This window comes from Streptomyces sp. JLBJ103 (genome assembly GCF_058215575.1).
In genome coordinates this window covers 4,675,007-4,697,067 of record NZ_CM177089.1, presented here as the reverse complement: position 1 = coordinate 4,697,067, position 22,061 = coordinate 4,675,007, and the positions used below count along the sequence as shown (strand labels likewise).

Genomic DNA, 22,061 nt, shown 5'->3' with positions numbered 1-22,061 from the left:
GGGCGGGGCCTAGTGCGTCTGGTGGCGGCGCCGGCTCAGCCAGAGGGCCCCGGCCATCCCGGTGAGCAGCACGGTGCCGCCGAGGGTGCCGAGCGCGATGGCGGAGTCGGCCGGTCCGGTCTGCGGAAGCTGGGAGCCGCCGCCGGAGCCGGAGCTGCTTGTGCCGCCGGTCCCTCCGTTGTCGCTGCCGCCGGAGGATCCACTTCCGCCACCGGAGCCTGAGCCGCCCGAGCCGGAGCCGCCCGAGCTCGTGACGTCCAGCGTCAGCGAGGGCTTCGGGTTGTTGCCGGGGGTGCAGGTGGTGGTCGTACCCAGGGCCTTGATGGTGAGGGTGGAGGCGGTGAAGGTGACCTTGCCGCTCTTCTTCGGCGTGTAGGTGCCCGACAGATCACGGATCTTGATCGGGGTGTTGGCGGGGATCGCCTTGTCGTTGGCGGGCCCCGCGACCGACACCGTCCCGGTCTCCGCGCCGCCCAGCTTGATGAGCGCGTTGGGGTGCATGGCGCCCTTGCCGAGTTCGACCGGGCTGGAGGAGACACCCTTCTCGAAGGACATGGTGAGCTTGTAGCCGCTGCCGCTCTTCACGCTCTTGATGTCGATGGGCGACACCGCGCTCTTGTCGCCGATCGGCGTCTTGCACTTGTAGTCGACATCAACGGTGGTGGCGTGGGCGGACGGGGCACCGAGGAAGACCGCGGAACCGGCCAGGGCCGCGGCGAGGGCGAGGGCGCCGCCGCGTCCGGCCGTACGGCGTTGTGTGTGGGACACCACGAGATCCCCTCTCGTCGAACGCCGCAGCCAAAGAACTGACGGCATATCAGATGGGCGCCGACAGTACGCCGGGGACCGTGGAGAGGGAAGACAAAGAGCACGCCCGATCGGCGCGTAGGGGCTCAAGACCGGGTGAAGCGGGTGGGCGCGGACACGATTGCGGCGGGGGTGACCGCAGGGGCGGCGGGGGTGGCCGCGGGGCGGCGGCATGGCCGCGGCGGATCAGCCGGTCCCGAGGGCGCTCAGCGCGCGGGGGAAGTCGGGCCGGGGCCGTGCTCTTCAGGCCGGGGCGGCGAGCTCGGCCCAGACCGTCTTGCCGGTGCCTTCCACGTTCCGCACAACGCCCCAGTCCAGGCAGAGCCGTTGGACGATGAACATCCCATGGCCGCCGGGGCGCCCGGCACGGTGCGGGGTGCGCGGCGCGGGCGTACCCGTGCCGAGGTCGACGACCTCGAGGCGGAGCACCTTGGCGTTGCAGCTGACGCGCAGTTCCTCGGGTCCTTCGGCGTGCAGACAGGCGTTGGTGACCAGTTCGGAGACGACGAGCAGCACATCTTCCGAGGCCGCGCGCTGATCGGCGGTCGCGGCCGGCAGCCAGCCCCAGTCGCGCAGCGCCTCGCGTGTGAAGTCACGGGCGCGCGGAACGGCTCCGCTGGCTCCGATCAGATGGAGCCTGCGAACCTGGCGGATCCGACCGGCGGGTGGAGCGCCCGGTGGGGTGGCCGAAGCGGCGGGGCCGTCCGGGTCCGGGCTGCGGTCGCCCGGCGGGTACGGCCGGGTGGTGCTCATCAGCGCTTCACCTCACCGATTCACCGATTCAGGGACAAGGGTTACCTGATCTCTTCAACAGTTTCAGCCTGTCTCCTGCCCGGCCAAAGCGTGAGAACACCCACTTCTTCGACACCGGTGATGTGACGCGGGCAACGCCTCGACGCCCCGCTCAGGACTCACCGGGAACAGGAGTGGCGTAGATCACTCAACAAGCGCTGCATCAAGCGAGTCATGCAGCGTGAAGACGGCTTCCGCCCCGGTGATCTCGAACACGCGGGCAACGATGGGCTGCATCCCGGCCAGGTGGACCCCACCACCCTCGGCCTCGGCCTTGAGGCGGGCACCCAGGAGGACATTCAGCCCCGTCGAGTCGCAGAACTCCAGCTTGGAGCAGTCCACGACCAGCCGCGCGCGTCCGCCTTCCACACACCTCTCCAGCGGCTCGCGCAGCACTTCGGCGGTGTGGTGATCCAACTCACCCGCTGGTGTGACGACCGCACTCGCCCCGTGGTGCCGAACCTCGACCTGGAGTCGGCCCTTGCTGGCGCTGCCGACCATCCCGCGGTCCATGTGCGCACCTCTTCTGGCGTCTCGTTGCTTTCGATTGCGCGCATCGAACCCTACGCCTTCTACCCGCCCCTCCGGTAGCCGAACATTTCGCATACTTCGGCAAATATGGACAACGTGGACTTGCCACACGATGGCCAATACGGGTAGGCGTAGTAGTGACCCGCTCGAACACGACCGGCTTTGGAGGCGCCGCTCACCCGAGCAGCACGTTATGGCATCGGCAGCCATATGCCGAGAACGACGGAGGAGACTATGTCCCGCCAGCTCGACGAATCGCGTACTGACCCCTCTTGGAGTACCGGCGCCTCGTCGACCACCGTGCCCCAGCAGTTCACTCCCGACACGGATGTCCAGGCCGGCGCCGGAACCTCGCTGGATGAACTGCCGGAATTGTCCGACCTGCCGGAGATACCCCCGTATGAAACGGTTGGCCCGGTAGACGCACGGGCTCTCTCGAAGACCCTCTTCGAACGCCTCGAGGTGCTGGACGAAGGCACCCACGAGTACGCGTACGTCCGCAACACGCTCGTCGAGCTGAACCTGGCCCTGGTCAAGTTCGCCGCCTCGCGCTTCCGCTCCCGCAGCGAGCCGATGGAGGACATCGTCCAGGTCGGCACCATCGGACTGATCAAAGCGATAGACCGCTTCGAGCTCGGCCGCGGCGTCGAGTTCCCCACCTTCGCGATGCCGACCATCGTCGGCGAGATCAAGCGCTTCTTCCGGGACACCAGTTGGTCGGTGCGCGTGCCCAGGCGGCTCCAGGAGCTGCGGCTCGACCTGGCCAAGGCCGGTGACGAACTGGCCCAGCGGCTCGACCGCGCCCCCACCGTCGAGGAGTTGGCGGAGCGGCTGGACATCACCCCCGGCGAGGTCGTCGAGGGCATGGCCGCGAGCAACGCGTACACCGCCAGCTCGCTGGACGCCCAGCCCGAGGAGGACGACACCGAGGGCACCCTGGCGGACCGGATCGGCTACGAGGACCACGGTCTCGAAGGCATCGAGTACATGGAGTCCCTGAAGCCGCTGATCGCCGAACTGCCGCCGCGCGACCGGAAGATCCTGTCGCTGCGCTTCGTGGCGAACATGACGCAATCGGAGATCGGTGAGGAGCTGGGCATCTCCCAGATGCATGTCTCCAGGCTGCTGTCGCGCACCCTCCGTCGGCTCCGCAAGGGACTGATGATCGAGGATTGACGCTGCCGCAGACGGATAAGGGCCCGCCCCCGCTCAGCCCGGGACGGGTCCTTATTCGCGTCGGCGTCGGCATCCGCCGGGGACGTCAGACCAGGGTGCCGCCGCGCCAGACGGCCGACACCAGCGGAACCCCCGGCCGGTAGGCGAGGTGGACGTGGGACGGGGCGTCCAGCAGCGCCAGATCGGCGCGGGCGCCCGGCGCGATACGGCCCACGTCGGTACGGCGCAGGGCGCGCGCCCCGCCCTCCGTGGCCGCCCAGACCGCCTCGTCCGGTGTCATCCCCATGTCACGGACGGCCAGCGCGATGCAGAACGGCATCGAACTGGTGAAGGACGAGCCCGGGTTGCAGTCCGGCGAGAGCGCCACGGTGACGCCCGCGTCCAGCAGCCGGCGCGCGTCCGGGTACGGCGAGCGGGTGGAGAACTCGCAGCCCGGCAGCAGGGTGGCCACGGTGTCGCTGTGCGCCAGCGCGTCGATGTCCTCGTCCGTCAGATAGGTGCAGTGGTCGGCGGAGGCGGCGCCCAGCTCGACGGCGAGCTGCACCCCGGGGCCGTGGGAGAGCTGGTTGGCGTGGACCCGCGGGATCAGGCCGTGCCGCTGTCCGGCGGTGAGCACGGCCCGCGCCTGGTCGCCGTCGAAGGCGCCCTTCTCGCAGAAGACGTCCACCCAACGGGCGTACGGGGCGCACATGTCGAGCATCGGGCCGGTGACCAGGTCCACGTACGCGGCCGGGTCGTCGGCGAACTCGGGCGCGACGACATGGGCGCCCAGGAAGGTCACCTCGTCGGTGTGGGCGGCGGCGATGGACAGGGCGCGGGACTCGTCCTCGGAGGTCAGCCCGTAGCCGGACTTGATCTCCAGGGTGGTGGTGCCCTGCCGCAGAGTCTCCATCACATAGCGGGCGACATTGGCGTTGAGCTCGTTGTTGGACGCGGTCCGGGTGGCGGCCACGGTGGTGCGGATCCCGCCCGCGCTGTAAGGCCGCCCGGACATCCGGGCGTTGAACTCCTCCGTGCGGTCGCCCGCGAAGACCACATGGGAGTGGGAGTCCACAAAGCCGGGGAGAGCGGCCCGTCCGGCCGCGTCGACCCGGTTGTCGGTGGCGGGTGCTTTGCTGGTCTCACCGACCCAGGCGATCCGGTCGCCGTCGATGACGACGGCCGCGTCCTGGATCAGACCGAGGGGGCCTTCACCGAGGGAGGGGTCGTTGGTGACGAGGCTGGCGATATGGGTGATGGCGGTCGTCGCGGGCGTGGCGGCCGCGTCCGTCGCGGTGGTCATCGTGGGGATGTTCTCCTTCGTGGGCCGCCGGAGCGGCCCGTTGTCGCTCAGCCGTGCAGGGCTGCGATGGACTCGGCCAGCGCCTCGGGCACGCGCGGGACGAGCTGATGGGCGCCGTCCCGTACGACATGGCGGCCGCCGACCACGGTGTGCCGGACATCGGCGCTGGTCGCCGCGAATACGGCCGTCTCGGCGCCCAGCCGGGGCTGGGGCCCCGCGGTGCGCACCGAGTCCAGCGCGATCGTGGTGAGGTCGGCCAGCGCCCCCACCTCGATCCGGCCCGCGTCCTCGCCCCAGCCGAGCGCCGCATGACCGTCCGCCGTTGCGGCGCGCAGCAGTTGGGGCGCGGTCCAGTGGCCGCGGGCGCGAGTGTGCAGCCGCTCGTCCAGCTCCATGGCGCGGGCCTCTTCGAGGATGTCGATCACGGCGTGGCTGTCGCTGCCCAGCGACAGCGGTGAGCCCGCGCGCTGGAGTTCGGCGGCCGGGCCGATGCCGTCGGCGAGGTCCCGTTCGGTGGTCGGGCACATGCACACCCCGGTGGCCGAGTGGCCCAGCAGCCGGATGTCGCCGGGGGTGAGATGGGTGGCGTGCACCGCGGTGGTGCGCGGTCCCAGCACCCCGTGGTCGGAGAGCAGCCGGGTCGGGGTGAGGCCGTGTGCCTCGACGCAGGCGTCGTTCTCGGCGGTCTGCTCGGAGAGGTGGACGTGGAGCGGGGCCGACCGCTCCTCGGCCCAGCCGGAGACGGTGCCCAACTGGTCGGCGGGGACGGCCCGCACCGAGTGGATGGCCGCGCCGATCCGGGTGTTGCCGTTGCCCTTGAGCGCGGAGACCCGCTCGGCCCAGGCGTCGGCGCTGCCGTCGGAGAAGCGCAGCTGGTGCTGGTCGGGCTCGGCGCCGAACCCGGAGGAGAGATAGCAGGTGTCGAGGAGGGTGATACGGATTCCGGCCTCGGACGCGGCCGCGATCAGGGCCTCCCCCATCACATTGGGGTCGCTGTAGCGGGTGCCGCCGGGTGCGTGGTGGAGGTAGTGGAACTCCCCCACGCAGGTGATGCCCGCCATGGCCATCTCGGCGTAGACGGCGCGGGCGAGTTCGAAGTAGCTGTCCGGGGTGAGCCGGTCGGCGACCTCGTACATCACCTTGCGCCAGGTCCAGAAGGAGTCCGGGGTGCCCTGCCGCTGATCGTGGGCGTGCGCCGCGCTCCCGGCCTGGACGAAGCCGCGCAGCGCCCGGTGAAAGGCATGGCTGTGCGCGTTGGCCAGGCCGGGGACGGTGAGCCCGCGCAGGGTGACCGAGCCCGCGGGCGGCACGGGGCAGCCGGGCCGCACCGCGGTGATCCTTCCGTCCGTCGCGGCCACGATCACCACGTCCGACCGTACGCTTCCGCCGAGCCAGGCGTACTCCGCCCAGTACGTCTGCGCCGTCAGTGACACGCCAACCCCTCCAGTACCTGCGCGAGCGCGGCCACACCGGCGTGGCAGTCATCCTCGCCCGCCGTCTCCGCGGGTGAGTGCGAGACGCCGGTGGGGTTCCTTACAAACAGCATGGCGGTCGGAACCGACGCGGACAAAATGCCCGCGTCGTGCCCGGCGCCGGTGGGCAGCACCGGAACCCCGCCGAGCAGGCCCGACAGCCGGTCCCGCAGATCATGGGCGAATTCCACGACCGGGGTGAAGGACTCCCGGGTGACCCGGACCTCCACCCCGTCGCGCTGCCCGCGCTCCACGGCGGCCCGCTCGACCTCCTCGACGACGTCGGCGAGGGTCTTCTCGTCGGCGGCCCGTGAGTCCAGCCAGCCGCGCACCAGGGAGGCGATGGCGTTGACCCCGTTGGGCTCCACGCTGACCTTGCCGAACGTGGCCAGCGCCCCCGCCAGCCGGGCCTTCTTGCGGGCCGCGAGCACGGTGTTGGCGTAGGTGAGCATCGGATCTCGGCGGTCCTCGATCCGGGTCGTCCCGGCGTGGTTGGCCTCGCCGTGGAAGTCGAACCGCCAGCGGCCGTGCGGCCAGATCGCCGAGGCCACGCCCACCGGGTCGTTCGTGTCCGCCAGCGCCCGGCCCTGCTCGACGTGGAGCTCCACGAAGGCGCCGATCCGGGCCAGCCGCTCGGGGTCCGGGCCGATGGCGTCCGGGTCGTAACCGGCGCGCTCCATGGCCTGCGGCAGCGAGACCCCGTCGGCGTCACGCAGCGTATGCGCCTGGTCGACGGTGAGCTGTCCGGCGGTGAGCCGGGAGCCGACGCAGGCCAGCCCGAAGCGGGCGCCCTCCTCGTCGCCGAAGTTCACGATCGCCAGCGGTTTGGCGAGGTGCTTACCGCGGGCGCGGAGCTCGTCGAGGGCGGCGAAGGAGGAGACCACGCCGAGGGGGCCGTCAAAGGCACCCCCGTCGGGCACCGAGTCCAGGTGGGAGCCGGTGACGACCGCGTCCCCGGCGGCCGGGTCGCCGAGCCAGGCCCACTGGTTGCCGTTGCGGTCCACCTCGTAGGTGAGGCCGCGGGTCTCCGCCTGGGCGCGGAACCAGGCGCGGCAGTCGGCGTCCGCGCCCGTCCAGGCGTAGCGGCGGTAGCCGGTGGTGGTGGCGTCCCGGCCGATGGGAGCGAGGTCGCGCCACATCTCCAGGAACGACGGGGACGCGGCTGCGGGTGCGGTCACGCCGTCCCTTCCTCACGCATCGGGACGCGCACCTCGCGCTCGTGCGCCACCTCGTCGGCGCGGTCGTAGCCCGCGTCGACATGGCGGATCACGCCCATGCCCGGGTCGTTGGTCAGCACCCGGCGGATCTTCTCGCCCGCCAGCGCGGTGCCGTCGGCCACCGTGACCTGGCCCGCGTGGATCGAGCGGCCCATGCCGACGCCGCCGCCGTGGTGGAGGGAGACCCAGGAGGCGCCCGAGGCGACGTTGACCATGGCGTTGAGCAGCGGCCAGTCGGCGATGGCGTCCGAGCCGTCGAGCATGGCCTCGGTCTCGCGGTACGGGGAGGCCACCGAGCCGCAGTCGAGGTGGTCACGGCCGATGGCCAGCGGGGCGGCGAGGGTGCCGTCGGCCACCATCTCGTTGAACCGCTCGCCCGCCTTGTCCCGCTCGCCGTAGCCCAGCCAGCAGATCCGGGCGGGCAGACCCTGGAAGTGCACCCGCTCCCCCGCCATCTTGATCCAGCGGGCCAGCGACTCGTTCTCCGGGAACAGGTCCAGGATCGCCCTGTCGGTGGCGGCGATGTCCTTGGGGTCGCCGGACAGCGCGGCCCAGCGGAACGGGCCCTTGCCCTCGCAGAACAGCGGGCGGATGTAGGCGGGCACGAAGCCGGGGAAGGCGAAGGCGCGCTCGAAGCCCGCGAGCTTGGCCTCACCGCGGATGGAGTTGCCGTAGTCGAAGACCTCGGCCCCCGCGTCCATGAAGCCGACCATGGCCTCGACATGCCGGGCCATGGACTCCCGCGCCCGCTGGGTGAAGTCGGCGGGCTTCTCGGCGGCGTACGACGCCATCTCGTCGAAGTCCACGCCCACCGGCAGATACGACAGCGGGTCATGCGCGCTGGTCTGGTCGGTGACGATGTCGATGGGGGCGTTCATCGCGAGGAGCTGCGGGACCAGCTCGGCCGCGTTCCCCAGCACACCGATCGACAGCGGACGGCGGGCGTCCCGCGCCTCGGTCGCCAGCTGGAGGGCGTGGTCCAGGCTGTCGGCCCGGACGTCGAGATAGCGGTGCTCGATCCGGCGCTCGATGGCGCGCGGATCGCAGTCGATGCAGATCGCCACACCGTCGTTCATGGTGACGGCGAGGGGCTGGGCGCCGCCCATCCCGCCCAGGCCCGCGGTGAGCGTGATCGTCCCGGCCAGGGTGCCGTTGAACTTCTTCTCGGCCACGGCCGCGAAGGTCTCGTAGGTGCCCTGGAGGATGCCCTGCGTGCCGATGTAGATCCACGAGCCCGCGGTCATCTGGCCGTACATGGTCAGGCCCAGCGCCTCCAGGCGGCGGAACTCCTCCCAGGTGGCCCAGTCGCCGACCAGGTTGGAGTTGGCGATGAGTACGCGCGGCGCCCACTCGTGGGTCTGCATCACGCCGACCGGACGGCCCGACTGGACGAGCATCGTCTCGTCCTGCTTGAGCGTCCGCAGGGTGCGGACCATGGCGTCGAACGAGCGCCAGTCGCGGGCCGCCTTGCCGGTGCCGCCGTAGACGACCAGCTTGTCGGGGTGCTCGGCCACCTCCGGGTCGAGGTTGTTCTGGAGCATCCGGAGGGCGGCTTCCTGCTGCCACCCCTGTGCGCTGAGCTCCGTACCGCGCGGTGCCCGTACGGGTCGCGGACCTGACATGGGACGTGCCTCCCTGCCGTGGGAATGGATCGAGATATTCACATCTTGGCTCCATTGAATAGAACTAGTCAATAGCGCCGCGTGCGGTGGCCCGCCGCATGCACCCGGGTGGTTCACCGCCCCTTCGGGCGCGGACGCGCGGTGGCCTCACCTCCGGGGCCCGCCGCAGGACTTAGCGTCACGGGGTCGCCGCCCGGCCCGGACCACCGCCGAGGAGCCCCCGTGTCGCAGCCCGCCGCCGGACCGGTCCCGCCGCCCGCCACGCACCGCGCGGTGCGCCTCGCCGCCCGGCCGTCCGACGGGACGCTCACCACCGGCCACTTCGAGGTGGTGACCGCCCCGCTGCCCGCTCCCGGACCCGGCCGGCTGCTGGTGCGCAACCTGCTGATGAGCGTCAGCGCCGCGATGCGCCCGCTGCCCCGGGCCGGCCTGAGCGCCCTCGGTCTGCCGCGGTCGCTTCCGGCGCCCGAACCCGGCGAGCTGATGCGCGGCCCCGCGGTCGGCGAGGTGATCAGCGCCCCGGAGGGTGGCCCCGCCCCCGGCACCCTGGTGCGGCACCCCATCGGCTGGCGCGAGTACGCCGTCGTGGACGCGGCGGAGGCCCGGCCGATCGACAGCGACGGGCTGCCCGACCCCGCCGCCCAGCTCTCCCAGGGCTTCCCCGCCTGGCTGGGCGTGGTGCGCGGGGCGGGCGTACGGCGCGGGGACACCGTGTTCGTCACCGGCGCCGCGGGCGGGGTGGGCTCACTGGCCGGGCAGTTCGCCCGGCTGCACGGCGCGGAGCGGGTCATCGGCTCCACCGGCTCACCCGCGAAGGCCGCCCGGCTGACCGGGGAGCTGGGCTACGACGCGGTGGTGCTGCGGCACGGCACCGGGCCGATCGAGGAGCAGCTGCGGGCGGCGGCCCCCGACGGCATCGACGTCCTCGTGGACACCGTCGGGGGCGAACAGCTCCAGGCGGCGCTGGCGCTGGCCCGCCGCAAGGCCCGGTTCGCGATCGTCGGCGCGCTGGCCGCCCAGCTGTCCGACGGCCTCGTGACCCGCACCGGGATCAGCACCCCGGCCCTGATCGCCCGCGGGGTCACCCTGCGCGGTATCAGCTGCTACGACCACCAGGACGCCCGGCCCGACTACGCGCGCGCCTTCGGCCGCGCCCTGCGCGAGGGCACGGTCGTCTATCCGCACACCCGGCTGACCGGGATCGGCCAAGCGCCGCGCGCGCTGGTCGAGTTGGTCGAAGGACGGCATCTCGGGGCGGTGCTGGTGGAGCTGTGACCGCGGGGCGCGCCACGGTACGGCCCCGGGAGCGAGCGCATCCACTGGCCAGGCCCCTGGACGGGTGGTTGGCTGAGGTCATGACGTCGAAAACGGTTGCGGGGGACGGGCCCGGACAGCGCGCCGCCCGGCGTGAGAGCGCCGTACGGGCCGCCGTGGAGCAGGGTCTGCTCAGCCCCGCGGAACCGGTCGCCGGACTGCTGGACGTGGCCGGGATCCGCGCCGCCGCGGCGGAGCTGCGTACGGCCTTCGACGAGATCGTGGCCCCCGGCACCCCCGTACTGCACGCCTTCGCGGTGAAGGCCGCCGCGCTGGTCCCCGTACTGCGGCTGCTGGCCGACGAGGGGCTGGGCTGCGAGGTGGCCAGCCCCGGCGAGCTGGCGCTGGCCCGCGCCGCGGGCGTACCGGCCGAGCGGATCGTGCTGGACTCGCCCGCCAAGACCGCCGCCGAACTGCGCGAGGCACTGCGCCTGCGGATCGCCGTCAACGCCGACAATCCGCAGGAGCTGGACCGGCTCGACGCGCTGATCGAGCCACGGGGCGGGGCCGCGCCCGCGGCCCCGCACGGCCCGCTCGGGCTGCGGGTCAATCCGCAGCTGGGCGGCGGCAGCATCGACGCGCTCAGCACGGCCACCGCGACCTCCAAATTCGGCTTCGCGCTCCAGGACCCGGGCGCGCGCGACCGCGTCGTCCGCGCCTTCGCGGAGCACCCGTGGCTGACCCGGCTGCATGCGCATGTCGGCTCCCAGGGCATCCCGCTGGAGCTGATGGCGGCGGGCGTCCGGGCGGTCTACGAACTGGCCGAGGAGATCAACGCGGCGGCCGGCCGCCGGCAGGTCGCCACCCTCGACATCGGCGGCGGACTGCCGGTGAACTTCGGCTCCGATGCGTTCACCCCCGGCTACCGGGAGTACGCCCGGCTGCTGCTGACCACCGCCCCCGGGCTGTTCGACGGGCGGTACGAGCTGGTCACCGAGTTCGGGCGGTCGCTGCTCGCCAAGTCCGGCACGGTGCTGGCCCGGGTCGAGTACGCCAAGTCCGCGGGCGGCCGTCCGATCGCGGTCACCCACGCGGGCGCCCAGCTCGCCACCCGCACGGTCTTCGCACCGGAGTCCTGGCCGCTGCGGATCGCCGCCTACGACGCCACGGGCCGCCCCAAACAGACCGCCCCGGGCGGCCTGGTCGCCCAGGACGTCGCCGGCCCGTGCTGCTTCGCGGGCGACCTGGTCGCCCGTGACCGCCCCCTTCCGCAGCTCGCGGCAGGCGATCTGGTGGGCCTCCTGGACACCGGGGCGTACTACTTCTCCAACCACTTCGCCTACAACAGCCTGCCGCGTCCCGGGATCTACGGCTTCACGGTGGACGGCGGCGCGGTGCGCTTCGCGACGGTGCGCTCCCCGCAGACGGTCGAGGAGATCGTCACGGAGAGCGGCGGCGACTACGCCGGCTCGCTGGTGGACCTGTAGGGCCCGTGAGTACGCCCAGTACGAGGACGATCCTCCGCCTTGCGATCCTCCCCCAGCTAACGCTGGGAGGTGCCCCCTGCACCAGACGCCGCTCACGGCCGGACGCCCCCTTCGAAGACGGACCCTAGCGCCCGCTGGCTCAGTCACGGCTACTCCACGAACAGCCCGCGCGCCACCGCCTTCGCGTCGAACTCCTCCAGCCGCGCCTGCGCGTCCGGCAGGGCGTCGCACATCGCCTCCAGCAGCACCCGCCCCAGCAGCATCGGCGCACAGGCGGTGTCGAAGGCCAGGCCGGTGCCGACCGCCCCGGGCAGCAGCAGATCGCTGTGGCGGGCCACCGGGGCGAAGGCGCTGTCGGCGACGGTGACCACGGTCAGACCGGACTCCCGGGCGTACTCCAGACCCTCGACGACCTCGCGCGGATGGCGCGGCAGCGCGAAGCACAGCAGGGCGCTGGCGCCCGCGCGCTGGGCGGCGTCGATGCGGTCGGCGAGCATCGTGCCGCCCTCGTCGAGGAGCCGGACGTCCGGGTGGACCTTGCGCGCGAAGTAGACGAAGCCGCCCGCCTGGGCGGAGGCGGCGCGCAGTCCGAGGACCGGCAGCGGCCGGGACTCCGCGAGCAGCCGTCCGGCGCGTTCGACCGGGGCGGGGTCGGCCAGCAGGGCGGCGAGGTGGCGCAGGTTGTCGATCTCCGACTGCACCGCCTGCTGGTACTCGTTGTACGCGCCCTCGGCCACCGGCGGTTCGGCGGGCGCGACATCGCGCAGATGTTTGCGCAGTGCCGGATAGCCGTCGAAGCCGAGCGCGACCGCGAAGCGGGTCACGGACGGCTGGCTGACACCCGCCAGTTCGGCGAGTTCGACGCTGGACAGGAACGGGGCGTCCGCCGCCCGCCGCACCATGCAGTGGGCGATCCGCCGCTGGGTCGGGGTGAGCCGGTGGCCCTCGAAGAGCGCCTGGAGCCGGGCGGCACCGCCCCCGGCGTCCGCCCCCGCGGTGTCCGGCGCCGTGCCGTTGTCGGTCCTCATCGCGTCCGTCCTCCTGGCCTCGCACTGTCCGGCATATGAGACATCCTCCAGGGCGCTCCGGCCCGAACACGCCCTGCCCCGACGGCAGCCCGGCGTTCCGTCCCATATTGCGAACAGAAGATACCGCCGATCAACGCCGACCTCTTGACTTCTATTCACTCACCCATGACCGTGCATGACTATATGCAGGCAGCGCAAGGGGACGCGAATGTATCGCTTCACCTGCCGCGTCGGCCCTGCTCCCCTGCCTTCCCCCAGAACCACGCAGCCGCGAGAAACGCAAGCGCACAAGAAACCAGAAATACGCCAGGAAATACGCGAAGAACCAGCCGCAGGAGCACCACATGCCCGACTCCCTGGTCGAAAGACGCTCCATCGACGTCGTTCCCGACGCGGAGCGCCACGGCACCGCCTTCAGCCAGTTCACGCTGTGGGTCGGAGCGAACCTCCAGATCACCGCCGTTGTCACCGGCGCCCTCGCCGTCGTCTTCGGATCAGGCGCCTTCCCCGCCATCCTCGCCCTGCTGCTCGGCAATCTCCTGGGCGGCACCGTCATGGCCCTCCACTCCGCCCAGGGGCCGCGGCTCGGACTGCCCCAGATGATCTCCTCCCGGGCCCAGTTCGGGGTGCGGGGCGCGATCGTCCCGCTGCTGCTGGTCATCGTGATGTACGTGGGCTTCTTCGCCAGCGGCAGCGTCCTGGCGGGGCAGGCGGTCGGTGAGCTGACCCATCTCGGCGACACCACCGGCATCATGCTGTTCGCGCTCATCACCGCCGTGACCGCCACCGTCGGCTACCGCCTGATCCACGCGCTCGGCCGGATCGCCGGAGTGATCTGCGCGCTGGCCTTCGTCTATCTCGGCATCCGGCTCCTGGACCGCGCCGACCTCGCCACCCTGTTGCACGACCGGACCTTCGACGTCCCGCTCTTCCTCCTCGCGATGTCGCTGTCCGCCTCCTGGCAGCTCGCCTTCGGCCCGTACGTCGCCGACTACTCGCGCTATCTGCCCCGCTCCACCTCCGCCCGGGCCACCTTCTCCTGGACCCTGGCGGGCACCGTCCTCGGCTCCCAGTGGTCCATGACCTTCGGCGCCCTCGCCGCCGCGGCGGCCGGTGACGCCTTCATCGGCCATGAGGTCTCCTACGTCGTCGGCCTCGGCGGCGGCGCGGCCGTGGTCACCTCGCTCCTCTACTTCGTCATCGCCCTCGGCAAGCTGACGGTCAATGTCCTCAACACCTACGGCGGCTTCATGTCGATGGTGACCAGCGTCAGCGGCTTCCGGGGCCGCACCACCCTCTCCCCGCGCGGCCGCGCCGCCTACATCGCGGCCATCATGGTCGCCGGTACGGCGGTCGCCCTGCTGGGCAAGGACAGCTTCCTGTCGTCCTTCAAGGACTTCCTGCTGTTCCTGCTGGCCTTCTTCACACCGTGGAGCGCGATCAACCTCGTCGACTACTACGCCATCGCCAAGGAGCGCTACGACATCCCGGCGCTCAGCGACCCCAACGGCCGCTACGGCGCCTGGCGCTGGAAGGCCCTGATAACCTACGCCGTAGGCGTCCTCACCCAACTCCCCTTCCTGGCCACCCACTTCTACACCGGCCCGTTCGTGGCACCGCTGGGCGGCGCGGACATCTCCTGGATCGTCGGCCTCGTCGTCCCCGCCGCCCTCTACTGGCTGCTGGCCCGGGGCGACCTCGACCGCGTCCCGGACCGCATGATCCTCGCCCCGGAGCCGATCCCCAGCCGCCCGAACGTCACCGAGTCGGGGTGAGGCGGTCGACAGTGGGCGGGCATGGGCGGTGCCCCGGCGGCGGTTCGGCCGGGGCACCGCTCGTGGCCGGATCAGGTGCAGCCCGGGACCCAGCGGTGGGAGTCATAGTCGTTGTCGTTCATGGCGAAGTCGTACGTCTCCCCGCGGTTGACGCAGACGTCCTGGTTCACGAAGTTCGCGTCGTAGTAGGTCTGCACACTGGTGAGAGATCCGGGCACTCCGTTGTTGTAGAGCGACTCGGCGTTGTCGTGCATTCCGTCGTTCGTCCAGTCGTTGTCGTTCCCGGCCCATTGCGCCATGGCTCCCGAGAAGTCATCGTCGCTCCAGGCGCAGAACGATCCGGGCGGACAATCCGCCGGACTGGCGGAAGCAGTCCCGACCGAGCCCATGAGGGCCGCGGCGGCAATGGCTGTAACGGCACCCGCGGTCGCCAGAATCCGTCGCATGATGCGTTTCCTCTCTGTGGGATCTTTCCTGGGAAATGTGTTCTCTCTCTCGCTCGGTGACTCCCTTGGGCTCACCGAGACATCACCTGCGGCGCAGGACCTCTTCGGCTCGTGGCAGCGCCGACCGTTTCAGCTTCGATAAGGTTTCGTACTCCTTGTGGAAAGTTCTGCGCATTTTCTTTCGGTATTCGTCGTCCAGCGTCCTGGTGGAGCGCGCCATCGAGGTGGAAGTGGCGCACTTCGCCTCGGCGACGGCCGTTGTGATCTCCAGGCGCCGCGCGGTCTTCCGGTTCTCGCCGCGCCGCTCCTCGGCGTACTGCCTCCGCAGTTGGCCGGGATCCCGCACCTCGCGGCCGCCCTTCCGCATGCAGGCGGCCCACGCCACGACCGCCGCCTTGTACCGGCGGTCGTCGCGCACCGCGCGCTGGACGAATCCGTCGATGTTTTCGACGGTCTTCTTGGCCCGGAACCATCCCGGCAGGTCCTTGTAGAGGTGGCGTCGGGCCTGCGCCACACAGCCGTGGCTACTGGTGCTGATACGGGAACCGTCCGCGAGCCGTACCGACAGCTGCTTGCCCGAACCCACCAGGGCGGTGCTCCAAGCGCGCTGCTTCTTCGGCGAGAGGCCCTTGACGTAGGCGAGGTTGGGGTTCACGGTCGCCGGTGCCGGCGCGGCCTTGCTCAGCAGATCGGTTCCGTATCCGTGCCGACGGGCCCACGACACGTTGTCGATGGCGTACGGGAACTGCGGAATCTCCGGCTCGCTCTCCGGTCCGGTGCGTTTCACCTCGTGATAGGAGAATCCCCGTTGTGCCATGCACGTGCGTACCAGGCGCTCTTCGGCGCGGGTCAATGTGCTTTCCGGCTGTTGCGGTGAGGCGCTTCCCGGTCCATCCGCGCATCCCGTCACCACAGCCGCTACCACGGCTGTCGCCGCCACCCCCCTGGTGGTGCGTTTCCAGCGAGACTTCATGTTCCCCCCGTCACTGAACTGACTCACCGTCGCGATCACCACAGTGAAGGCTGCCGAAATCCTCCGCCACACCATTCGACGGTGCTCGAATGCCTGCCCCGCGACCGGAAAGGATGAATGGCCGAAATCAGCAGCCCTGCCGGGAAAAGGTGAAGCGGTCCGTCCACTACGCTTCGTCAGTTGGGAGGAGGGCCGTGGGGGAGCTCTCCCGTAACGGGGGTTACGATCATGCCATTGCGCATTCATTTCAGCAGTGATGATCTGGCGCAGAGCCGAGTGGCTCAGGATCCCGACCCGATGTGGGAAGGACTCCTGAGCCTGCACATGCTCCAAACCCACAATGGAGAGCTGGTTTTCGGCCGGTGGCGTCGGCGGGTCCGGAGCAGGTGCGCCGGCCCCTTGCGCTCGCTGCTCGCGCTGGCTCCACCACGCGGCTACTCACCGGACTTCCTCACCCCCGCCGCCGCGGCGGGCGGACTGGAACTGGGCATCAGCGCCCTGCTGTCCACACCCCGGAAGCGACTGTGCGCCGAAATCGGTGAACTGACCGCGGCCCGGTCGGTTCCGAGCTGGATGTGCCGACTGGCGGACGGCGACGTGGAGACGCTGCGCCACCTCGCGGCGCAGATCCGCGCCTACCACCGCACCGCGCTCGCCCCCTACTGGCCCCATATGCGGGCGCAGCTGGCGACCGACCGCGCGACACGGGCCCTGGGACTGCGCGAGGGCAGCTTCGAGGAGTTGATGGCAGCCTCGCACCCCGGCCTCGACTGGCAGTCCCCCGTGCTCACCGTCGATGGCCCCGCGGTGGACCGGGATGTGTATCTCGACGGGCGGGGCCTGCTCTTGCTGCCGTCCTACTTCTGCTGGCGCACGCCGACGTTTCTGAAAGACCCCGGCCTGCCGCCGGTCGTCGTCCACCCGATCGAGGACATGCTCCTGCGCCCTCCCGAGCAGGTCTCGACCGGCAACGGGCAACGGACGCCGGAGCGGCTGGCGGCACTACTGGGGCGCACCCGCGCGGCCGCCCTGGAGGCCGTCGCCGGGGGCTGCACGACCACCGAACTGGCGCAGAGCGTCGGTGTCTCCCCCGCCACGGCCAGCCATCACGTGTCGGTCCTGCGCGACGCCGACCTCCTCAACACCCGCCGGGTCGGCGGTGCCGTCCACCACAGCCTGACCCCCCTCGGCGCCGATCTCCTGAACGGGCGGCTGGCGAGCTAGGAGCGGCAGCGCCGGGGCCGTCACAGCGGGGGCAGCAGCTTCTTCTGCGGCTTGCCCATGGCGTTGCGCGGCAGGGCGTCCAGGAAGCGGACCTTGCGGGGGCGCTTGTGGACGGAGAGCTGGGTGGCGACGTGGTCGATGAGGTCCTGTTCGGTGACGCCGTCGGCGACGACATAGGCGACGATCTGCTGGCCGAGGTCGTCGTGGGGTGCGCCCACGACGGCCGCCTCGTGGACGGCGGGGTGGTCCAGCAGGGCGTTCTCGATCTCGCCCGCGCCGATGCGGTAGCCACCGGACTTGATCATGTCGGTGGAGGCGCGGCCCACGATGCGGTGGAAGCCGTCCGGCTCGACGGTGGCGATGTCGCCGGTGCGGAACCAGCCGTCCTCGGTGTAGCAGCCGGAGGTGGCCTCGGGGCGGTTCAGATAGCCGTCGAAGAGGGTGGGGCCGGTGAGCTGGAGCTCGCCGATCTCGGCGCCCTCCTCGGCGGCGATCCGGGTGCGGATCCCGGGCAGCGGGGTGCCGACGGAGCCCGGGCGGCGCTCGCCGTCGGCACGGGTGCTGACGGTGATCAGGGTTTCGGTCATGCCGTAGCGCTCGACCGGGCGCTGGCCGGTGAGCCGCTCCAGGTCGCGGAAGACCGGGGCCGGGAGCGGGGCGCTGCCGGAGACCAGCAGGCGGGCGCCGGACAGGGCGCGGGCGGACTCCGGGTCCTGGACGACGCGGTTCCAGACGGTGGGTACGCCGAAGTAGAGGCTGCCCCCGGCCGCCGCGTACGCCGCCGCCGTCGGCCGGCCGGTGTGCACCAGGCGGCTGCCGGTCCGCAGCGCGCCCAGGACGCCCAGCACCAAACCGTGCACATGGAACAGCGGCAGTCCGTGGACGAGGGTGTCCTCCGGCGTCCAGGCCCAGGCGTCGGCGAGCGCGTCCAGATCGGCGGCGACGGCGCGGCGGGAGATCACCACGCCCTTGGGCGCGCCGGTGGTGCCGGAGGTGTAGAGGGTGAACGCGGCCGACTCCGGGGCGGGTTCGGCCTTGCTCCACTCCGCGCGTTCGGCCGGGTCCACCCGTACGGTCTCCACCGGCACCTCGGCGATCTCCGCGGCCGCTCCGGCGAGGAGCAGCGCGGCGCCGGAGTCCCGCAGGATGTGGTCGCGTTCGGCGGGGCCGGAGTCCGGCGGTACGGGGACCACGGGCACCCCGGCGAGCAGCGCGCCGACCACCGCGACCACCGTCTCCGGGGTCGCGGACGCGTGAACCGCGACGGCCGGGGCACCGGCGATGCGGGCGGCGACCGCGCCCGCGGCGCCGAGCAGTTCCTCGCGCGAGAGGCGGTGGCCGCCGACGGTCAGCGCGTCGGGGCGGTCTCCGCCGGAGACGGCGAGGGACGTGAGGAGAGGTGCGGTCACGGATGGGACTCCTTCCACGGGCGGGCCGGGGCACCTGTCACCCCACCTCGGTTGGGGGGCTAGCCCTACCGACACAGCCTCCCCGTGACCGTATCGTCGTCAAGCATGGACCCCCTCGACCCCGAGCCGAAACAGGAAGCCGACGCGACGCTCCGGACCGCCGACCGCCATCAGCGGCGGCAGATGGCCGAGCGGCAGATGGCGGCAGCGCGCGGCCCCCGCCCGTACGGGAGCGACGGCCGGGAGCCGGGCGGCGGGCCGGCCGGCGGGCTGGGCACGGACGGCTTCGGCGAGCGGTTCGCCTTCGTCGGCGTCTCCCTGGTGCTGGCCATCCCGCTGTCGGCGATCGGCGCGGTCAACGAGGGGCTGGCCGGGCTGCTGGTCACCTGGGCGGGGATCGTCGGGCTCAACGCGGTGCACGCGTTCGGCGGCCTCTTCCGGCTGCGCCGCGGCAGGCGCGAGGACGGCGCGGGCCAGCGGGACTGACCTTTCGGCGGGGTGATGAACGCGGGGACCGCCGCACCCCGGTGAGAACACCGAGGGCGGGACGTCGGCGGTCCCCGCGGGGACGCGGGCCGAAGTCAGGTACGGCCACAGCGTCCGGGCGACCATGGAGGTCCGGGAGCCGCTCCGGAAGTCCTGCCGCCGCTGGGGTGTCGGGGTCGTCCGTTTCCCGACAACCCCCAATCTGCCGGAGCCGTGTTAACCCTGTGCTGCGAGCGCGTGACACATGCGTACCAGTTGCCCGAATCCCCATCCCGCCTGCGCCGTGCGGCAGTTGGGGCCCTACTTGGGAGTGCGGGCCAGGTAAGCCAGCAGGTCCTGACGGCTCACCACACCCTTCGGCTTGCCCTCCACCAGCACCACGGCCGCGTCCGCCCGGCCCAGCACCGCCATCAGGTCCGCGACCGGCTCACCGGAGCCGACATGCGGCAGCGGCGGGCTCATGTGCTTCTCCAGCGGGTCGCCGAGCTCGGCGCGGTGCGCGAACAGCGCGTCCAGCAGCTCGCGTTCCACCACGGAACCGATGACCTCGGCGGCCATCACGTCCGGGTGCCCCGCACCGGGCTTGACGATGGGCATCTGCGAGACGCCGTACTCCCGCAGCACCTCGATGGCCTCGCCGACCGTCTCCTCCGGGTGCATATGGACGAGGGAGGGCAGCCCGCCCTCCTTGCCCTGGAGGACGTCGCCGACGCGCACCGCCGGACCGTCCTCCTCGAGGAAGCCGTAGTCGGCCATCCACTCATCGTTGAAGATCTTGGAGAGGTAGCCACGGCCGCTGTCCGGCAGCAGCACGACCACCACGTCGTCCGGGCCCAGGTCCTTGGCCACCCGCAGCGCGCCGACGACCGCCATCCCGCAGGAGCCGCCGACCAGCAGCCCCTCCTCCTTGGCCAGCCGCCGGGTCATCTGGAAGGCGTCCTTGTCGGAGACCGCGACGATCTCGTCCGCGACCTCCTGGTCGTAGGCGGTCGGCCAGAAGTCCTCGCCGACGCCCTCGATCAGATACGGGCGCCCGGAGCCGCCGGAGTAGACCGAGCCCTCCGGGTCGGCGCCGATGACCTTGACCCGGCCGTCACTGACGTCCTTCAGGTAGCGGCCGGTGCCGCTGATGGTGCCGCCGGTGCCGACGCCCGCCACGAAGTGGGTGATCCGGCCTTCGGTCTGCTCCCACAGTTCGGGACCGGTGGTCTCGTAGTGCGAGCGGGGGTTGTTGGGGTTGCTGTACTGGTCGGGCTTCCAGGCCCCGGGCGTCTCGCGCACCAGGCGGTCCGAGACGTTGTAGTACGAGTCGGGGTGCTCGGGGTCCACGGCGGTCGGGCAGACCACGACCTCGGCGCCGTACGCCCGCAGCACGTTGATCTTGTCCGTGGACACCTTGTCCGGGCAGACGAAGATGCACTTGTAGCCCTTGCGCTGGGCGACCATCGCCAGGCCGACGCCGGTGTTGCCGGAGGTCGGCTCCACGATCGTGCCGCCGGGCTGGAGCTCTCCGGACGCCTCGGCCGCCTCGATCATGCGCACCGCGATGCGGTCCTTCACGGAACCGCCGGGATTGAAGTATTCGACCTTGGCCAGGACGGTCGCCCGGATGCCTTCGGTCACGGTGTTGAGCTTCACCAGCGGGGTATTGCCGACCAGCTCAATCATCGATTCGTAGTACTGCACACCTGCTCCTGGTCCGGTTCCGCGGGATCTCCGCGTCGGGGCGGCCGCCGTCGCGGGCCCGTGCAGTCAGCTTATTGCGCTCCCGGACCCTCCGACCGGCGCGTTGCGAGGCACACTCCATAGGGAAACTAGGTGTTAGCAGGCCGTACGAACCGGCCTGCGGCGCGTGCGGACGGAGGTGGGCTGAACCCATGTCGATGTCGAGGGCGAGGGTGGCGCGGCGGATCGCCGCCGCGGCGGCGTACGGGGGCGGCGGAATCGGGCTGCTGGGCGGGGTGGCGGCCGTGCTGGTGCTCACCGAGGTATCTCTGGCGAAGCGGGTGGTGGGCGGCTCCGAGACCGCCCCGCCGCGGGCGGACGGGCGATATGGCTTCGCCTTCGCCCGCAGAACCGGCCAGCCCCCTCTGCGGCTGGCCTTTCTAGGTGATTCCACAGCCGCCGGGCAGGGCGTCCACCGCCCTAGTCAGACGCCGGGCGCGCTGCTGGCCTCCGGGCTCGCGGCGGTGGCGGAGCGCCCGGTGGATTTGCGGAACGTGGCGCTCCCGGGCGCCCAGTCCACCGATCTGGAGCGCCAGGTCACGCTGGTGCTGGACGATCCCGAGCAGTTGCCCGACGTCTGCGTGATCATGATCGGCGCCAATGACGTCACCCGGCGGATGCCGCCCGCACAGTCGGTGCGGCTGCTGTCGGAGGCGGTGCGGAGGCTGCGCGAGCGCGGCTGTGAGGTGGTGGTGGGCACCTGCCCCGACCTCGGCACCCTCGAGCCCGTCTACCAGCCGCTGCGCTGGATCGCGCGGCGGCTCAGCCGCCAGCTGGCCGCCGCCCAGACCATCGGGGTGGTCGAGCAGGGCGGACGTACGGTCTCACTGGGCGATCTGCTGGGCCCGGAGTTCGCGGCGAACCCGCGGGAGCTGTTCGGCCCGGACAACTACCACCCCTCGGCGGAGGGCTACGCCACGGCCGCCATGGCCGTCCTGCCCACGCTGTGCGCCGCACTGGGCCTGTGGCCCGAGGAGGCGCCGGAGACCCGCGACGAGGGCATCCTGCCGGTCGCCACGGCCGCTGCGGAGGCCGCGGCCGAGGGCGGTACCGAGGTCACGGCGGCCCGCGGCCCCTGGGCCCGCCTCCTGCGCCGCCACCGCCCCACCGAGCCGGCTCCCGCCGAGGGCCCCGTCCCGGCCCCCTCACCCCCACCAGTCACCCACTGAGGCCGTCACCCCGGGGCCCCGCCGGGCGCCCATCCGGGTCCGTGGTCCCGAGGTCCGAGGGTCCCGGGGTGCGCGCCCTGGGCCGGTTCCCGGGGGCTGAGCGTACGCTTGGAAAAAAGAGTTCCGCGTCACAGGCCGGACCCCGTGACCACCGGGGTACGTGCAGGTAACTTCCCACACAGTCCA

The 22,061-nt window shown here is 71.7% G+C and carries 19 protein-coding genes; 7 read left to right on the top strand and 12 right to left on the bottom strand.

Annotation, left to right across the window (positions count from 1 at the left end):
• Nucleotides 1-9 precede the first annotated feature (9 nt).
• The 3 genes from AC4BEG_RS20740 to AC4BEG_RS20730 form a co-directional block, all read right to left on the bottom strand.
• Nucleotides 10-816, bottom strand: coding sequence for an LPXTG cell wall anchor domain-containing protein (locus tag AC4BEG_RS20740; RefSeq protein WP_490701243.1), 807 nt, complete (start codon nt 814-816; stop codon nt 10-12).
• Nucleotides 817-1,050: 234 nt separating this feature from the next.
• On the bottom strand, nt 1,051-1,560 hold the full coding sequence (locus AC4BEG_RS20735; protein ID WP_490701242.1) for an ATP-binding protein: 510 nt from the start codon (nt 1,558-1,560) through the stop codon (nt 1,051-1,053).
• Nucleotides 1,561-1,743: 183 nt separating this feature from the next.
• Nucleotides 1,744-2,112 (bottom strand): STAS domain-containing protein, encoded by a 369-nt coding sequence (locus tag AC4BEG_RS20730; RefSeq protein ID WP_201880873.1) that lies wholly within the window; start codon nt 2,110-2,112, stop codon nt 1,744-1,746.
• 252 nt (nt 2,113-2,364) lie between these two features.
• On the opposite strand from AC4BEG_RS20730, the gene AC4BEG_RS20725 reads away from it, so the two are divergent.
• Nucleotides 2,365-3,306, top strand: a complete 942-nt coding sequence (locus tag AC4BEG_RS20725) for an RNA polymerase sigma factor SigF (protein ID WP_490701241.1) — start codon at nt 2,365-2,367, stop codon at nt 3,304-3,306.
• 85 nt (nt 3,307-3,391) lie between these two features.
• Here the strand turns inward: AC4BEG_RS20725 and hutI are convergent, their stop codons facing one another.
• From hutI to hutU, 4 genes are read right to left on the bottom strand one after another with little or no spacing between them, the layout of a single operon-like run.
• Nucleotides 3,392-4,588: an imidazolonepropionase gene (gene hutI / locus AC4BEG_RS20720; protein WP_490701240.1), complete on the bottom strand. Its 1,197-nt coding sequence runs from the start codon at nt 4,586-4,588 to the stop codon at nt 3,392-3,394.
• A gap of 47 nt (nt 4,589-4,635) precedes the next feature.
• Nucleotides 4,636-6,015: a formimidoylglutamate deiminase gene (locus tag AC4BEG_RS20715; RefSeq protein WP_490707147.1), complete on the bottom strand. Its 1,380-nt coding sequence runs from the start codon at nt 6,013-6,015 to the stop codon at nt 4,636-4,638.
• Nucleotides 6,012-7,199 (bottom strand): allantoate amidohydrolase, encoded by a 1,188-nt coding sequence (locus tag AC4BEG_RS20710; protein WP_490707146.1) that lies wholly within the window; start codon nt 7,197-7,199, stop codon nt 6,012-6,014. The genes AC4BEG_RS20715 and AC4BEG_RS20710 overlap by 4 nt, the downstream gene beginning before the upstream one ends.
• Nucleotides 7,200-7,234: 35 nt before the next feature.
• Nucleotides 7,235-8,899 carry a urocanate hydratase gene (gene hutU / locus AC4BEG_RS20705; RefSeq protein WP_490701239.1) on the bottom strand — a complete coding sequence of 555 codons (1,665 nt, stop codon included), beginning with the start codon at nt 8,897-8,899 and terminating at the stop codon, nt 7,235-7,237.
• A 222-nt stretch (nt 8,900-9,121) separates the two neighbouring features.
• Here hutU and AC4BEG_RS20700 point away from each other — a divergent pair, with 222 nt between their 5' ends.
• Both AC4BEG_RS20700 and AC4BEG_RS20695 read left to right on the top strand, forming a co-directional pair.
• Nucleotides 9,122-10,174 carry a zinc-binding dehydrogenase gene (locus tag AC4BEG_RS20700; RefSeq protein ID WP_490701238.1) on the top strand — a complete coding sequence of 351 codons (1,053 nt, stop codon included), beginning with the start codon at nt 9,122-9,124 and terminating at the stop codon, nt 10,172-10,174.
• 80 nt (nt 10,175-10,254) lie between these two features.
• Nucleotides 10,255-11,640, top strand: coding sequence for a type III PLP-dependent enzyme domain-containing protein (locus AC4BEG_RS20695; RefSeq protein WP_490701237.1), 1,386 nt, complete (start codon nt 10,255-10,257; stop codon nt 11,638-11,640).
• Between the two features lie 149 nt (nt 11,641-11,789).
• On the opposite strand, the gene AC4BEG_RS20690 is transcribed toward AC4BEG_RS20695, so the two are convergent.
• Entirely contained in the window at nt 11,790-12,668 is an 879-nt protein-coding gene (locus AC4BEG_RS20690) for a MurR/RpiR family transcriptional regulator (RefSeq protein ID WP_490701236.1), read from the bottom strand.
• A gap of 344 nt (nt 12,669-13,012) precedes the next feature.
• On the opposite strand from AC4BEG_RS20690, the gene AC4BEG_RS20685 reads away from it, so the two are divergent.
• Entirely contained in the window at nt 13,013-14,443 is a 1,431-nt protein-coding gene (locus AC4BEG_RS20685) for a purine-cytosine permease family protein (RefSeq protein ID WP_490701235.1), read from the top strand.
• Between the two features lie 71 nt (nt 14,444-14,514).
• Here AC4BEG_RS20685 and AC4BEG_RS20680 read toward each other — a convergent pair whose 3' ends face one another.
• Both AC4BEG_RS20680 and AC4BEG_RS20675 read right to left on the bottom strand, forming a co-directional pair.
• Entirely contained in the window at nt 14,515-14,889 is a 375-nt protein-coding gene (locus AC4BEG_RS20680; RefSeq protein ID WP_490701234.1) for a peptidase inhibitor family I36 protein, read from the bottom strand.
• An 82-nt stretch (nt 14,890-14,971) separates the two neighbouring features.
• The gene (locus AC4BEG_RS20675) at nt 14,972-15,901 is read right to left on the bottom strand and encodes a hypothetical protein (protein ID WP_490701233.1); all 930 of its coding nucleotides are present in this window, start codon (nt 15,899-15,901) and stop codon (nt 14,972-14,974) included.
• A gap of 360 nt (nt 15,902-16,261) precedes the next feature.
• On the opposite strand from AC4BEG_RS20675, the gene AC4BEG_RS20670 reads away from it, so the two are divergent.
• Entirely contained in the window at nt 16,262-17,086 is an 825-nt protein-coding gene (locus AC4BEG_RS20670; protein WP_490701232.1) for an ArsR/SmtB family transcription factor, read from the top strand.
• Between the two features lie 20 nt (nt 17,087-17,106).
• On the opposite strand, the gene AC4BEG_RS20665 is transcribed toward AC4BEG_RS20670, so the two are convergent.
• Nucleotides 17,107-18,495, bottom strand: a complete 1,389-nt coding sequence (locus tag AC4BEG_RS20665) for an acyl-CoA synthetase (protein WP_490701231.1) — start codon at nt 18,493-18,495, stop codon at nt 17,107-17,109.
• A gap of 105 nt (nt 18,496-18,600) precedes the next feature.
• Here AC4BEG_RS20665 and AC4BEG_RS20660 point away from each other — a divergent pair, with 105 nt between their 5' ends.
• Nucleotides 18,601-18,981, top strand: a complete 381-nt coding sequence (locus AC4BEG_RS20660; protein WP_490701230.1) for a hypothetical protein — start codon at nt 18,601-18,603, stop codon at nt 18,979-18,981.
• 300 nt (nt 18,982-19,281) lie between these two features.
• Here AC4BEG_RS20660 and AC4BEG_RS20655 read toward each other — a convergent pair whose 3' ends face one another.
• The gene (locus AC4BEG_RS20655) at nt 19,282-20,667 is read right to left on the bottom strand and encodes a cystathionine beta-synthase (RefSeq protein WP_490701229.1); all 1,386 of its coding nucleotides are present in this window, start codon (nt 20,665-20,667) and stop codon (nt 19,282-19,284) included.
• A 191-nt stretch (nt 20,668-20,858) separates the two neighbouring features.
• Here AC4BEG_RS20655 and AC4BEG_RS20650 point away from each other — a divergent pair, with 191 nt between their 5' ends.
• Nucleotides 20,859-21,875, top strand: coding sequence for an SGNH/GDSL hydrolase family protein (locus AC4BEG_RS20650; RefSeq protein WP_490701228.1), 1,017 nt, complete (start codon nt 20,859-20,861; stop codon nt 21,873-21,875).
• Nucleotides 21,876-22,061: the final 186 nt, after the last annotated feature.

Coding starts and splice junctions, on each gene's coding strand:
- AC4BEG_RS20685 (WP_490701235.1), top strand. CDS start 13,013: ATGCCCGACTCCCTGGTCGAAAGACGCTCCATCGACGTCGTTCCCGAC.
- hutU (WP_490701239.1), bottom strand. CDS start 8,899: ATGTCAGGTCCGCGACCCGTACGGGCACCGCGCGGTACGGAGCTCAGC.
- AC4BEG_RS20680 (WP_490701234.1), bottom strand. CDS start 14,889: ATGCGACGGATTCTGGCGACCGCGGGTGCCGTTACAGCCATTGCCGCC.
- AC4BEG_RS20710 (WP_490707146.1), bottom strand. CDS start 7,199: ATGTGGCGCGACCTCGCTCCCATCGGCCGGGACGCCACCACCACCGGC.
- AC4BEG_RS20740 (WP_490701243.1), bottom strand. CDS start 816: ATGCCGTCAGTTCTTTGGCTGCGGCGTTCGACGAGAGGGGATCTCGTG.
- AC4BEG_RS20725 (WP_490701241.1), top strand. CDS start 2,365: ATGTCCCGCCAGCTCGACGAATCGCGTACTGACCCCTCTTGGAGTACC.
- AC4BEG_RS20650 (WP_490701228.1), top strand. CDS start 20,859: ATGTCGATGTCGAGGGCGAGGGTGGCGCGGCGGATCGCCGCCGCGGCG.
- AC4BEG_RS20690 (WP_490701236.1), bottom strand. CDS start 12,668: ATGAGGACCGACAACGGCACGGCGCCGGACACCGCGGGGGCGGACGCC.
- AC4BEG_RS20695 (WP_490701237.1), top strand. CDS start 10,255: ATGACGTCGAAAACGGTTGCGGGGGACGGGCCCGGACAGCGCGCCGCC.
- hutI (WP_490701240.1), bottom strand. CDS start 4,588: ATGACCACCGCGACGGACGCGGCCGCCACGCCCGCGACGACCGCCATC.
- AC4BEG_RS20660 (WP_490701230.1), top strand. CDS start 18,601: ATGGACCCCCTCGACCCCGAGCCGAAACAGGAAGCCGACGCGACGCTC.
- AC4BEG_RS20730 (WP_201880873.1), bottom strand. CDS start 2,112: ATGGACCGCGGGATGGTCGGCAGCGCCAGCAAGGGCCGACTCCAGGTC.
- AC4BEG_RS20735 (WP_490701242.1), bottom strand. CDS start 1,560: ATGAGCACCACCCGGCCGTACCCGCCGGGCGACCGCAGCCCGGACCCG.